The 13,361-nt window shown below is 66.4% G+C and carries 13 protein-coding genes; 5 read left to right on the top strand and 8 right to left on the bottom strand.

Annotated features, from left to right (window positions below):
• Nucleotides 1-158 precede the first annotated feature (158 nt).
• The 6 genes from QNM97_RS16285 to QNM97_RS16260 all read right to left on the bottom strand — a co-directional run bounded on the left by QNM97_RS16285 (nucleotide 159) and on the right by QNM97_RS16260 (nucleotide 6,699).
• A complete protein-coding gene (locus tag QNM97_RS16285) occupies nucleotides 159-983 on the bottom strand; it encodes a mycofactocin-coupled SDR family oxidoreductase (RefSeq protein WP_283819391.1) in 825 nt (274 codons plus the stop codon).
• Nucleotides 984-1,083: 100 nt separating this feature from the next.
• The gene (locus QNM97_RS16280; RefSeq protein ID WP_283823226.1) at nucleotides 1,084-1,878 is read right to left on the bottom strand and encodes an alpha/beta fold hydrolase; all 795 of its coding nucleotides are present in this window, start codon (nucleotides 1,876-1,878) and stop codon (nucleotides 1,084-1,086) included.
• A 44-nt stretch (nucleotides 1,879-1,922) separates the two neighbouring features.
• Nucleotides 1,923-3,524: a class I adenylate-forming enzyme family protein gene (locus QNM97_RS16275; protein WP_283819390.1), complete on the bottom strand. Its 1,602-nt coding sequence runs from the start codon at nucleotides 3,522-3,524 to the stop codon at nucleotides 1,923-1,925.
• Between the two features lie 126 nt (nucleotides 3,525-3,650).
• The gene (locus QNM97_RS16270; protein WP_283819389.1) at nucleotides 3,651-4,844 is read right to left on the bottom strand and encodes a CaiB/BaiF CoA transferase family protein; all 1,194 of its coding nucleotides are present in this window, start codon (nucleotides 4,842-4,844) and stop codon (nucleotides 3,651-3,653) included.
• A complete protein-coding gene (locus QNM97_RS16265; RefSeq protein WP_283819388.1) occupies nucleotides 4,841-5,488 on the bottom strand; it encodes a PaaI family thioesterase in 648 nt (215 codons plus the stop codon). The genes QNM97_RS16270 and QNM97_RS16265 overlap by 4 nt, the downstream gene beginning before the upstream one ends.
• Nucleotides 5,485-6,699 carry an aromatic ring-hydroxylating oxygenase subunit alpha gene (locus QNM97_RS16260; protein ID WP_283819387.1) on the bottom strand — a complete coding sequence of 405 codons (1,215 nt, stop codon included), beginning with the start codon at nucleotides 6,697-6,699 and terminating at the stop codon, nucleotides 5,485-5,487. Before QNM97_RS16260 ends, QNM97_RS16265 begins: the two co-directional genes overlap by 4 nt.
• 292 nt (nucleotides 6,700-6,991) lie before the next feature.
• Between QNM97_RS16260 and QNM97_RS16255 the strand changes: the two genes are divergently transcribed.
• Genes QNM97_RS16255 through QNM97_RS16235 form a run of 5 tightly spaced genes read left to right on the top strand, consistent with a single transcriptional unit; the run spans nucleotide 6,992 to nucleotide 11,527 of the window.
• The gene (locus tag QNM97_RS16255; protein ID WP_283819386.1) at nucleotides 6,992-7,357 is read left to right on the top strand and encodes a hypothetical protein; all 366 of its coding nucleotides are present in this window, start codon (nucleotides 6,992-6,994) and stop codon (nucleotides 7,355-7,357) included.
• The gene (locus tag QNM97_RS16250; RefSeq protein ID WP_283819385.1) at nucleotides 7,354-7,797 is read left to right on the top strand and encodes a Zn-ribbon domain-containing OB-fold protein; all 444 of its coding nucleotides are present in this window, start codon (nucleotides 7,354-7,356) and stop codon (nucleotides 7,795-7,797) included. Before QNM97_RS16255 ends, QNM97_RS16250 begins: the two co-directional genes overlap by 4 nt.
• Nucleotides 7,794-8,978: a thiolase C-terminal domain-containing protein gene (locus QNM97_RS16245; protein WP_283819384.1), complete on the top strand. Its 1,185-nt coding sequence runs from the start codon at nucleotides 7,794-7,796 to the stop codon at nucleotides 8,976-8,978. Before QNM97_RS16250 ends, QNM97_RS16245 begins: the two co-directional genes overlap by 4 nt.
• Entirely contained in the window at nucleotides 8,975-10,444 is a 1,470-nt protein-coding gene (locus QNM97_RS16240; RefSeq protein ID WP_283819383.1) for an aldehyde dehydrogenase, read from the top strand. Before QNM97_RS16245 ends, QNM97_RS16240 begins: the two co-directional genes overlap by 4 nt.
• Before the next feature lie 42 nt (nucleotides 10,445-10,486).
• Entirely contained in the window at nucleotides 10,487-11,527 is a 1,041-nt protein-coding gene (locus QNM97_RS16235; RefSeq protein WP_283819382.1) for a PDR/VanB family oxidoreductase, read from the top strand.
• Between the two features lie 54 nt (nucleotides 11,528-11,581).
• Here the strand turns inward: QNM97_RS16235 and QNM97_RS16230 are convergent, their stop codons facing one another.
• Both QNM97_RS16230 and QNM97_RS16225 read right to left on the bottom strand, forming a co-directional pair.
• The gene (locus QNM97_RS16230; RefSeq protein WP_283819381.1) at nucleotides 11,582-12,235 is read right to left on the bottom strand and encodes a TetR family transcriptional regulator; all 654 of its coding nucleotides are present in this window, start codon (nucleotides 12,233-12,235) and stop codon (nucleotides 11,582-11,584) included.
• A 179-nt stretch (nucleotides 12,236-12,414) separates the two neighbouring features.
• Entirely contained in the window at nucleotides 12,415-13,170 is a 756-nt protein-coding gene (locus QNM97_RS16225) for an enoyl-CoA hydratase/isomerase family protein (protein ID WP_283819380.1), read from the bottom strand.
• Between the last annotated feature and the right edge of the window lie 191 nt (nucleotides 13,171-13,361).

Genomic DNA, 13,361 nt, shown 5'->3' with positions numbered 1-13,361 from the left:
CGGGCGTCTCCGAGGCGGGGCCACGGGATCGGGGGATCGGGGTGAGGTGACCATGATTCGGCTCTCTTCGGGATGGGGAGGGTGGACGTTGGTGCGCAGTCAACCTATACCCATTAGGTGGCAGAAGGTCGCCGAATCCGGAGTAGGGGGCCCGATCCTCAGCGGTTGTTGTATCCCGCGTCGACGGGCAGCGTGATCCCGGTGATGTAGCGCGCCTCGTCGGAGGCGAGGAAGACCATCGCATTGCTCACGTCGACCGCCTCGATGAGTTCGACCGGCATCGGGTTCTTGTAGGCCTCGTCATTGGCCACCTCGGGGTGGGTGTTGACGAACTCGCCGTACTCGGCGTTGGCGACCATCGGGGTGTTGACGCCGGTCGGGTGCACGGTGTTCACCCGAATCGAGTCCTTGGCCAGCTGCTTGGAGTACAGGCGCATCAATCCGACGACGCCGTGCTTGGACGCCGTGTACCCGGCCTGTCCGGCAAAGGTGTTGAGGCCCATGCTGGTCAGACCGGCCGCGGAGCTGGTGATGATGATCGATCCGCCCGTGCCCTGCTGCACCAGCCGGGGCACGGTCACGTCGAGGACCTGCCACACGCCGGTCAGCATGACATCGACGGCGTCATGCCAGGCCTGCGGCGCGTCGCCGGGGCCGATGACGGGCATGATGCCCGCGTTGGCGATCACCGTGTCGAGCCGCCCGAACTGTTCGATCCCGAGTTCGAGTGCGCGCTCGATGTCTTCGCGCTTGCGCACGTCGCCGACGGTCGTGACGATCTCCGCGCCCGCCTCCTTCACCAGCCGCTCGGTCTCGGCGAGATCCTCACGGGTCGCCATCGGATAGAACACGGTGGGGATCTGGTCACAGATATCCATGCCGATGATCCGAGCACCTTCCTGCGCCATCCGGACGGCATGCGAACGCCCTTGGCCGCGAGCGATTCCGGTGATGAAGACAACCTTGCCCTCGAGTCGTGTCATGATCTTTCCTCTCTTGCCCGAACGTCGTTCGGATCGGTGTGGGGCACCCGGATTTCGGGTGTCGGGGGTGGCCAAGAACGGGAATCCCGGAAATCGGGTGTCACAGGGTGTCGAGGAAGTCGAGCAGTCCTTCGCTGAGCACGTCGTTGTCGTCGCCACCGACCATGTGGCCCGCACCCGACACGTCGAGGTGGGTGGACCCGGGAATGAGCTCGAGCAGTTCGCGGACTCCGGCATCGCTGACGACGTCGGACTGGGCGCCCCGGATCAGTAGCGTCGGGACGTCGATCCGACGTGCCGCCTCGCGTGCGTGACCTTCTCTGGCGGTGGCGTGTTCAGGGCTGTTCTCGCGGTGGGTGAGGATGCGCGGATCCCAATGCCAGTACCACCGGCCATCGCGCTGCCGAAGGTTCTTGCGGAGTCCCTCGATGCGAGGTGGACGACTGCGGTGGGGATTGTAGGCAGCGACCGCGTGCAGCGCGTCCTCGAGAGAATCGAAGCCGTCGAGCCCGCGCTGCATGAAGGAATGGATGCGCGCGAGCCCTTCCGGCTCGGCGCGCGGTGTGATGTCGACGAGTACCAGCGCACGAGCCAGTCCGGGATTGGTGGCCTGCGCGATCAGTGAGGCCATCCCACCGAGCGATGCGCCGACGAGAACCGTTGGTTCCGACAGGGATTCGGCAACATCGACGACATCGCGGGCATGCGCGGCAATGCTGTAGTCCCCGTCGTCGGCCCACTGGCTCTCCCCGTGGCCCCGGGCGTCGACGGCATAGGCGCTCCACCCGTGTTCGGCCAGCCGACGACCGGTGCGCTGCCACGAATGCCGGGTCTGGCCTCCCCCGTGGAGCAACAGCACACTCCCGCGTGTGCTCGTCTGCTCCGGCTGCCACATATCCGCGCGCAGCGTGACGCCTTGTCCCGCAAGGCTCTGTGCCCTCACGCCGTCACCGTTTCTCCCCCGACCGGCGCCGGCGGCTGGGGTTCCGGGGTGACGGCAACCGGGGTGGCCGACACCGGGGAGATGGGAACCGCGGACGCAGGCACGCCGGGGAAGCGTTGGCGCAACGTCGGTTTGGCGAGCTTTCCGGAGAAGGTGCGCGGAAGTGGCTCGTCCAATGCGACGGCGTGCTTGGGGCGCTTGAACTTTGCCAGATTCACCTCGGAGACCGCGGCGATGTCGGCGATCACCGCGGCGGGTTCGCGCTCGCTGTGGAAGACCACCATGGGCACCTCGCCCCAGGTCTCGTCCTTGACCCCGATCACCGCGCAGTCGACGAGACCGTCGATGGCGTGCAGCGTCTTCTCGATCTCGGCGGGATAGACGTTGATCCCACCGGAGATCAACATGTCCTTGCTGCGGTCGACGATCTTGAGGAATCCCTGCTCGTCCTGGAGCCCGAGATCTCCGGTCCGCAACCAGCCGTCGGTCAGGGTGGCCGCGGTCGCCTCGGGTTTCGCCCAGTACTCCCGCATCACGTGTTCGCCCCGGACGAGGATCTCGCCGACCTCGCCGGCCGGCGTCGTCGTACCGGGATCGCCGATCCGCACCTCGGTACCGACCAGCGCGAGACCGGCAAAACCGGGGCGCGTCAAGGCATCCTGGTAGCTCAGTGTGGAGACCATCCCGGATGCCTCGGTCAGTCCGTACACCTGGATCAGCGGAATACCGTGTTCTCGATAGAACTCGAGAAGATCCGGGCTCACCGGTGCCCCGCCGGTGCCGGCGAAGGTGAACTCGGCCAGTGTGCGGCGTCCGAAGTCGGGGAGCGCGGCCATCCGCTCCCAGATGACGGGCACGGTGGTGGTGGCGGTGACCTGCTCCCGTTCGAAGGTGTCCAGGGCGATCTCGGGATCGAATTCGCGCAACAGCACCATGGTCGCCCCCGGCACCAGGACCAGCTGGACGAAGATCGACAGCAGCGAACCCGTGAACACCAGTGGAGCCGAACACATCACACGATCGGAGCTGGTGAAGCCGAAGCTGATGGTCTGCGAGATTCCCGGCGTCATCGCGCTGCGATGGGTGATCAGCGCACCCTTCTGCACGCCGGTGGTCCCCGAGGTGTAGCAGATGAACGCGGGATCGTCGGGCGAGATGTCGACGACTGGTGCGCGCCCGGAGTCGATCAACGTGTCATAGGGTCGGTGGCTCGTGCCGTCCACCGAGAACACCTCGAAGTCGGCATGGTCGGCCGCCACGTCGAGCAACCCGGCGAACCGCTCCTCGACGATGATGACGCGCGGCGCACTGTCGGTGATCATCGGCGCCAGTTCGGGGCCGGTCAGCCGGAAGTTCAACGGGACGCCGAGTGCACCGAGTTTGACCACGGCAAGGATCAGGTGCGCGAGTTCGGGGCGGTTGAGCATCAGCAGGCCGACCCGGTCACCCGCGCCGACTCCCCGTGCGGCCAGCCCGCGGGCAAGGGCATCGGTGACGGCGTCGACCTCCGCCCAACTCTGGGTCCGTCCCTCGAAGACGATGGCGTCCTGGGTGGGTCGCGTCTTGCCCCAGTAGCGGGTGAGTTCTGCGAGATTCATCGGGCTGGCTCCTGCCTGGGTCCGGGCGGACCGCTGTGTGTGACGCCACTCACATGAGGTGGCTCAAAACTAACATAGATAGGTTATGGGCGGAATGGTTGCGCAGAGTCGGATGCGAACCGCCGGTCATCCGCGGCGGTCGACGAGCTCGGCGAGGACCTCTGCGGTGTCGGCGCCGACCTCGGGAGGCAGTGCGGGCGCGAATTTCTCGCCGTGCACCCGCACCGGACTCCGGAGGAATTCGAGCTCCCCGGCGGTGGGATGGGAGACGGTGTAGGTGGTCTCGCGCGCCCGGAAGTGCGGGTCGTCGAGCAGATCGCGCACGCTGTTGACGGGGCCGCCGGCGATGCCGTGTTCGAGGAAGACCTCGATCCATTCGGCGCGCGTGCGGGTGGCGAAGATTCTGGTGAGTTCACGCCAGACGAGATTCGCGCGGTCGGCGGCGCCGTCGTCGACGCGGGTGAGATCGACATCGATCAGGTCTTCGCGGTCCACCGCTCGCAAGAAATGGTGCCAGAACTTCTCGACATGTGAGCCGAAGAGAATGGCCTCGCCGTCGGCGGTGCGATAGGCCTCCAGGCGGGGCCAGTCGGGCAGCCGCCCGTCGGGTAGCCACGTGGACCGTGCCGTCGATGCATCTCGATTCAGCTCGGCGTCAACGAGATCCGGCATCCACGCGGCGGCGATGTCGATTCCGGCGACCTCGACGTGACTGCCCTTGCCGGTCGCCGTGGCCTTGTGCATCGCCGCCAACAGGGCCATCGCACCGTAGGCGCCCAGCGCGTACATCGCGATGGGCGGGGTCCGCGAACCCGCCATCCCGTCGGTGGGTGGCTCATCGGTCGGGGTGTTGACCTCGCGCAGACCGGCGAACGCGTCGAATACGGGGCCGCCGGTGCCCAGGGTCCGGTAGGGACCGTCGGTGCCCATACCCGAGACGCTGCACAGGACGATGCGCGGATTGACCTTGCGGAGTTCGGGCAGCCCCAGGCCGAGCCAGTCCAGATAGCCGCCGCGCATCCCCTCCACGACGGCGTCGCTGTGGGCGGCGAGATCGAGAAAGTCGCGCTTGCCCTGTTCGGTACGAAGATCGAGCTCGACGGACCTCTTGCCCCGGTTCCACCGCAAATGCATGAACGCGGGGCCGTCGTCGTCGCCGATGGTCCGACTGCCGCCGACGCGAACCGGATCGCCGAGCGGGCCCGTCTCGATCTTGATCACCTCGGCCCCCAGGTCGGCCAGATGGCCGCCGAGCGAGGACGGAGCGAGTTGTGCGACCTCGAGGATGCGTACCCCGTTCAGGAGCGAATAACCGGTCATGAGTGAGCTTTCGGTTGTGGTGGACGGGGGACGATCCAGAGTCCGGTGGCCTCGGCGAGCAGGGTGGTGCCGTCGTGGATCTCCCCGCGCATCCAGCGTTTACGGCCGTCCTCGCCGACGAGTTCCGCGGTCACCGACAACTCCCGGTGCAGGGGTGCGGGAGCGCGGTAATCGACGGCAAGATGTGCGGTGCGCGCCCAGGCACGACCACCCGCATTGGCCAGTCGTGACAGCGCCTCGTCGAAGATCATCGGGGTGACGCCGCCGTTGAGCGCATCGCGACCGGAATGGAAGCGACCGAGGGTGAACCGGGCACGCACCGCCTCGGCGGTGACCTCGTCGACATGCAGCGCCGGAGTGAGGATCTGCCCACGACCCGGGCGATCCCACAGCTTCCCGGCGGGCTGGTCGTCCTCGGAGACCTCGTAATCGGTGAGCACGGCGGCGATATCGCGGATGCGCGCGGTGAGCACGGCGACCACCTCCGGTGGTGGATCGCTGCGAGTGAACGATTCGGCAAGCAGTGCAACGGCTCCGGTGAGTTCGGCGAACTCATCGGCCCCCGGGGCGGTCGGCTGCAGCTGGTCCTGCCAGGAGGGTCGGAGCCGAGCCGCGGCCGACGATGAGGAGGGCGTCGGCGTCACGCGACCGGCTCTCCGGTGACATATTCCGGCCCGGCTGTGACATGTGCCGGCTCGCCGGGGGCGGCCAGCGTGGCAACATCGCGCGCGACCATCGTGTGGAAGACCTGCCCGGGAAGTTCGTTGCGCCCGTAGATGAGTTCGTCGACCTGGCCGTTGGCGGCGTTGTCGGTGATGGTCTTGGTGACGAACCAGTCCTCGTCGTGCAGCGTCTCCATCAACAGATCCCAGTTCTTCTCGAGAATCCGCTCCTCTCGGGCGGTCTGCGGCTTCGTCGGCGAGAGCAGCCGGATGGTGCAGTACGAGACATTCGGGTCGTCGGGATCGGGGACGATGGTCCAGACCTCGAAATGGTTCGGCTCGGTGACGAGCATGGTGCCGGGGTACACGGTGTAATTCGCCAACGAGTAATCACGGACGTCGTAGGTGTCGGGGTCCGCGTCGCGTACCTCGGTGATGGACTTGCGCGCCACGACCAGCCGCCACGACCGATCGACCATGTCGAAGGCGGTGATGTTGCCCTCCAGGTAGTTGCACACCGTCTTGGTGTGCAACTGGCACAGGTGATACGAGTCCTGCACGCCGTCGACGGCGATCTTCCAGTTCATCCCGAGCCGCCAGGTCTCCTTGCGGACCTGATACGACGTGGTCATCCCGGTGTCAGCGACCTCGGCATCGTGCTTGTGTCCCAGGGTGGCGGCAATGTCCAGGTCGGCGCCCGGCGTCGGGACCACCCACACCAGCGAATGCCTTACTTCGCAGGGGAACTCGACGAGCCCGAACTCGGTGCGGTCCATCCTGTCGAAACCCTCGGCATGGGGCATCCCGCGCAGTGCACCGTCCTTGCCGTACGCCCAATTGTGGTAAGGGCAGCTGAACACCCGCTTGCACCCGGACTCGGCGAACTCAACCTTCGAACCGCGGTGACGGCACACATTGGAGAACGCGCGGATGGTGCCGTCGGACTGCTTCACGAGGAGCAACGGCGTACCCATCAGGTCGGTCGTCACGAAGCTGCCGGTCTTCTCGAACTCGTCGACGTGGGCCACGATGTGCGGGAATCGACGCACCACCGCGAGTTCCTTGCGCGCCAGTTCCGGATCGTCGAAGACGGAGAACGGAACCCGCAGGAGGTCGTCTGCGTAATCGGTCGAATCGTGGTCGACGTGGGCGATCAGCCGCTTGGTCAGCTGGATCTTCTCTTCGCGTTCCATGGCGGCCACAATGCCACATGCGACAAATAGTGTCTAGTGTCTCGTCTAATGACGTTAGTTTGATCCCCTGTCGACGACCTGGTCCGGGCGCGAAAAATGCTTATGGGCAGGCGAAATGGCGTTCATGGACGCCCCGCGATTCCCGTGGCCCTTCTCGTCGGAGATATGGTTCAGCACACACATGGAGCCAGGAGATCGCGACCGGGCGCGGTTGACGCAGTAAAACTAACTCCGTAAGGTTTATCGCCAGGAGATGGTGTCGGCGTCCACGCCGGCGGTGAGGAGTGATGCGGTGTCCGAGATCGATGACTTCCGGCAACTGTACGAACGCCACGTCGGCCATGTGGTGGCCGGCGACATGGCGGCCGCGGTGGCCGACATCGCGCCGGCGACCCTGGACACGATCTTCGAGGGTGTCCTGGTTCCACGTCGAGCGGTCGAGAGCTTCGAGATCGTCGACGTCCGGTCCGAAGGCCGCCGGATGGTGGGCGAGGCCGTTTACCGTGGTGCCGACGGCATCATCGGATTGCGATCGGTCTGGGAGCGCCGTGACGATTCCTGGCAGGCGGTGGCCCTGGCCAACTTCACCCCGGCCAACTTCACTGCGGCCGGCGCCGAGTCGCCGACGAGCGGCAGCGTCGAGAGTGGTTCGCGATGACCGTCGTAGCGCCCCCGTGGGGGCCGGCCGCCGATGGCCACGACCAGCAGTACTGGGACGGCATGCTCGCCGGCGAGTTACGCCTGCAACGCTGTCACGACTGCCGCACGTGGATCTGGGGGCCCCAGTCGGTGTGCAGTGCGTGTTACGGATTCGATCTGCGATTCGAAGCCGTCGAGCCGAGTGGCACCGTCTACAGCTGGAGCCGAAGCTGGTACCCCTACATCGACGAACTGCGGGATCGGTTGCCCTACATCAGTGTGCTCGTCGAGCTTCCCCACGCCGGCGGCCGCCGAGTGCTCGGATTGCTCGTCGACGATCTCGACCGGCCTCCCCGGATCGGTGAAGCGGTACACGGCTTCTTCGAGCGTGACGAGACCCAACCGTGGCCGCTACTGCGCTGGCGACGCGACGGAACCGACGGAGGTGACCGACGATGAGTGTGTCGATGCGAGGTGCGGCCGCGGTGGTCGGTGTCGCCGAAATGCATTACAAGCGTGGAGAATCGCCGTACACCGAGCAGCAGATGACCATTCGCGCGATTCTCGATGCGTGCTCGGACGCGGGTGTCTCCCCGCGCGAGATCGACGGCTTCGTGTCGTATGCGGGTGGTTCCAACGACGGACCGATCCTCGGTGCGGCACTCATGATCGACGAGTTGCGCTGGTCCAACATGATGTGGGGAGGCGGCGGCGGTAGCGTCGCCGCCGCACTCATCAACGCCGCGACCGCTATCGCCACCGGCCAGGCGCAGTGCGTGGTGGTCTACCGGGCGATGTCACAAGCCGACACCGGTCGGCTCGGATACGCGAAATACCATTACGGCTCCCACTTCTTGGCCCACGGGGTCGGTTCGCCCGCCCAGATCTGTGCCATGCGGACCCAACGCATGCTCGAGCACGACGGCGTGCCACGAGAAGCGATGAGATCCCTGGTGCTCGCGGCCTATCAGCACGCACAACAGAATCCGACCGCGCAGGGTTACGGCCGGCCGCTCGACGCCGACACCTACGACGGTTCACGGTTGATCGCCGAGCCGTTTCATCTCTACGACTGCTCCCGCGAAAGCGACGGCGCGGTCGCGCTCGTTCTCGTCGCCGACGAGCGGGCGCGAGAGCTCCGATCGGACCCCGCCTATCTGCTTGCCGGAGCGCAGGGCGCCCCCGGTGGATACTGCGAGCGCATCGACAACGACGCCCAGTACTCCACCGCCGGGTTCGGTCCCGCCAACAACGGGAAACCCGGTGTCGCCGAACGTCTGTGGACCGCAGCAGGTCTCGGGCCTGATGACGTCGACGTGGTGCAGGTGTACGAGAACTTCAGTGGTCCGGCGGTTGCCGCGCTGATCGACCATCGGCTCTGCCCACCCGGCGAGGCGGCCGGCAGCGTGATGACCGTGGAGAACCTGACGGCGCCACAGGGCAAGCTGCCCGTCAACACCAGTGGCGGCAACCTGGCCGATGCCTTCGTCAACGGTCTGAACCTGGCCGTGGAAGCGGTGCGCCAGATCCGCGGCACCTCGACCAATCAGGTCGACGGAGCGCGGACGTCGTTGTTCATCGGTGGACCGATGGCCCCGCTGGTCAGTTCGGTCCTGTTCGCCCATGAGGACGTGCTGTGAGCATCACCGATCGGGAGTCGGCGCCCTTGCTCGACCGCAGGCAACTGTTCATCGGTGGGCAATGGGTCGAGCCGTCGTCGGCCTCGACGGTCACCGACGTCATCGAGGCGGCAACCGAGAAACCCATGGGCTCCGCGGTGTTGGGTTCTCCTGCCGACATCGACGCCGCGGTGGCCGCGGCGCGCGCGGCCTCGGCGGGCCCCTGGTCGACGATGCCGGGCGGCGAGCGAGCGGATCTGCTCGATCGATTCGCCTCGGCACTGCAATCTCGGGCGCGTGACACCGCCCGTCTGGTCAGCCGTGAGAACGGTATGCCGATCGCACTCTCGAAGTCGGTCAACGGGTTCGGGCCCGCGGCCATGGTGCGCTACTACGCGAACCTGATCCGCGCCGATGAGGCCGATGACGTGCGTCCGAGTGCCTTCGGCGGGCGAACCGTGGTTCGACACGAGCCGGTCGGGGTGGTCGCGGCGATCACCCCGTGGAACTACCCGCAACCGCTCGCGGCGATGAAGATCGCCCCGGCACTCGCGGCCGGGTGCGCCGTCATCCTCAAACCCGCGCCGGAGACGGCGCTGGACGCCTACGTGTTCGCCGATGCCGCACACGATGCCGGACTGCCGGACGGAGTCCTCAACATCGTTCCCGCAGAACGTGACACCGCCGCCTACCTGGTCGCGCACCCCGGCGTGGACAAGGTGGCCTTCACCGGGTCGACGGCGGCCGGTCGGGAGATCGGTCGCACCTGCGGTGCGCTGCTGCGACCCGTGACGCTCGAACTCGGTGGCAAATCGGCGGCCATCGTCGCCGACGACGCCGACCTCGCACAGTTCGCCGCGCATCTGCTGGAGGTGTCGCTGGTGAACAACGGTCAGACCTGCCACGCGAGCACCCGAATCCTCGCACCACGCTCGCGATACGCCGAGGTCGTCGACGCCGTGACCGACACGGTGCGTGCCCTGCCGGTCGGCGACCCGCTCGACAAGGCCACCGCCATCGGTCCGTTGGTCAGTGCGCGGCAACGGGATCGGGTGCTCGGCTACATCGACGCCGGACACGTTGCCGGATATCGCATCACCACCGGCGGCGGGGCTCCCGCCGACCAGCCGCTCGGTTGGTTCGTCGAGCCCACGGTGTTCGAGGGCGTCGACAACTCGGCGACGATCGCACAGGAGGAGATCTTCGGCCCCGTGCTGACGATCACCCCGTACGACGGCGACGACGACGCGGTGGCCATCGCCAACGACTCCGAGTACGGACTCGGGGGCACCGTCTGGACCGCTGACGAGGACCACGGGCTGGCGTTGGCCGCGCGGATTCAGACCGGCACCGTCGGGGTCAATCACTATGCCCTCGACCTCGCGGCGCCGTTCGGGGGAGTCAAGGCGTCGGGACTGGGTCGAGAACTCGGTCCGGAAGGACTCGCGCCGTATCGGTCCACCAAGTCCGTGTACTTCTCGACATAGCGGCTCACCTCACTGCCCGAACCGGTGAGCGCTCGACAGGAAATGGAATTCTCGTTGCAGCATACCAATTCTCACGAGCACCACGCGATGGTGGTGGCCGCCAAGGACGTCGTGGCCACCGATGTGGTCTCGTTGACCCTGGCGGCGGCCAACCCCACACGCGCTCCGGGTGATACGGCGGACGGCCACTCGGCAGACAGCAATGGAGCAGACGGCGCGACGAGGGTCCCCGAATGGGATCCCGGCTCACACATCGACCTGATCCTCGGCGCCGACCTGATCCGTCAGTACTCACTGTGCGGATCGGTCGCCGATGGGGACCACCTGCGCATCGCCGTGCTACGTGAACCGTCGGGCCGCGGAGGTTCCGAGCGTGTCCATGACGTGCTCGCGGTGGGCGACACCGTCGAGATCAAGGGTCCGCGTAACCATTTCCCACTGGTGAATGCGGCGTCATATCTGTTCGTTGCCGGCGGCATCGGGATCACGCCGCTGATCCCGATGATCGCGCAGGTCGACGATGCCGGCGCGGAATGGTCGCTGCTCTACGGTGGGCGTACGCGCAAGGGGATGGCCTTCGCCGAGGACCTCGTCGACAAGTACGGCGACCGTGTGACGGTGCGGCCCGAGGACGAGTACGGACTGCTGCCGCTCGCCGACGCGCTCGATGACCAACGCCTGGGTACAACCGTCTATTGCTGTGGTCCCGAACCGTTGCTCACTGCGATCGAGAAGCTCTGCGACACAAGACCGGACGTGGAACTCCACGTCGAACGATTCGCGCCCAAGGCCCAGACCGTCGACGGGACCGACGGCGCGTCCTTCGAGGTCGAGCTCGCGCAGAGTGGTCGGGAGATCCGGGTCGGCGAAGGCGAAACCGTCCTCGATGCATTGTTGCGGGAGGGCATCGACCACGACTTCTCCTGCCGCGAGGGCACCTGCGGCACATGCGAAACCGCGGTACTCGACGGTGTTCCGGACCACCGCGACTCGGTGCTCAGCGACGAGGAGAAGGCCGAGAACGACTGCATGATGGTCTGTGTCTCGCGCAGTTGCTCGCCGCGGCTCGTCCTCGATCTCTGACGCCGACCGCCGAGGTCACCCGTCTCTCCCAGCGCACGGCCACGGCACGTGGCGTCAGGCCGACTTGGCCTCGTTCGGACGCTCGAGATCATGATCGCGGATGATGCCGTGCAGGAAGCTGCGCACCATGGCCTCGAACAGCTGCTTCTGCGTCAGATCATTGGCGGCGAGTGCCTCGGCAAGCAGCGGCTGAGAGTTCTTGTCCACGTTGGGAAAGATCGTGGACTTGGTGTTGGGCCGGCGCATCGCCTCCATCAGGACCGCGCCGATCGCCAGGGTCTCCATCCCGTCGAGGATGCGGACGTGCAATTCCACGGGGACACCTGAATCGAGAAGGAACTGCGCGGTCTCCTCGTAGGTGGAGACGAACAGATCGCGCGGCAGATGCTGCAACAGCACCGGGGCGGCGTTGCGGTGCCGCAGGATCGACTGTCGGAAGTTCAGGGCCAGCGAGACGAAGAACTCCGGCCAGCCGGGTCCGGGACGCATACGCGGCCGCTTCACCGACGTACCGGCGATGTAGCGGGCGACCTCGGTGAGGATTTCGTTCTTGTCGGAGAAGTGGTGATATAGCGAGGGGGCGCGCACTCCGAGATGCTTGGCCAGGCGGGGAAGGCTGAACGCGTCGAGTCCCTCCGAGTCGATGATCTCGATCGACGCCGTGACCGCGGCAGAACGGCTGATCAGCGGATTGGACGGGCGCGCCATCGAATTCCTTTCCGAACGTTCGGGGGTGGGTAATCTGCCCGGAGTAGGTTTCCGAGTGGACCCTCTCAAGCCTAGATTCCTCCGGTGGGCTGACCAAACCCAACATCGTCGATACGCCGACCCTCGACACATCCGAAGCGGTATGTCGGCAGGCGATACCAGAGAACGCAATGGACACCTCAGAACAGGTCGCGAGCAGGGCGGGGGTCGGCGGCGAGCAAACGGTTCTCCGCGTCGTAGCGCTCTCGCAGCGCGCACGTGCGGTGTTCGCGCATCAGGTGTTTGGCGTCGCGAACACCCGTGCCGGGAAGTGCGGCGACCTGCTCGGCGAGCGCCACCGAGGCGGCGAGGATCTCGTCGTCGGCGACGTAGCGGGAGAACAGACCCAACCGGTGCGCTTCGGTCCCGTCGAGAACGCGACCGGTGAACAGCACGTCGGTGGCGTGAGCGTGCCCGATGATATCGGGCAGAAGCCATGTGAGACTGGCATATCCGTACGACGTACCGGTGATCCGAAATCGCGTACCCGGTCCACCGACCCGCAGATCCGAACACACCGCGAGATAGGCGCCGAGGCCATGGGCAGCCCCACGCATCGCGGCCACGGCAGGCAGCGGCGTGGAAAACCATCGCCACAACCACTCCTCGCGCTCGCGCAGCAGTGCCGACTCGCTCTCCGGGGGCAGCGTGGCGAGCTCCTTGAGATCCCACCCCGCCGACAGCGCACGCCCACCCGCCCCGGTCAACACCAGGCAGCGCAGCGACTCGTCGGCCTCGGCGGCCCGCAGCGCCGCGTCGAACTCGCGCTGCGCGGTCCGATCCAGGGCATTGCGGACGTGTGGCCGGTTCACCGCGATGACGCCGACACCGTCGGCGCTACGGAAGACGACAGTGCGGGACTCCTGATCATCCGGCTCCTGATCATTGATCGTCACGCAGTCCTCCTCGACTCGAGACCGTACAGGCGCCGGTAGGGCCTCTGAGCTGCAATCAAGCGCGATACAAAATACGAATAGTGTCAGCTGTTGACCTAACGGCGTTCGGTTACTACTGTACATCTGTGACCCGCTTCACAGGCCGAATCCACCTCGCCGTGACAGCCGGTCGCCGGTGGCCGGACACCGCT

The organism is Gordonia sp. L191 (genome assembly GCF_030077625.1).
GTDB lineage: Bacteria > Actinomycetota > Actinomycetes > Mycobacteriales > Mycobacteriaceae > Gordonia > Gordonia polyisoprenivorans_A.
This window is presented reverse-complemented; position numbering and strand designations above follow the sequence as displayed.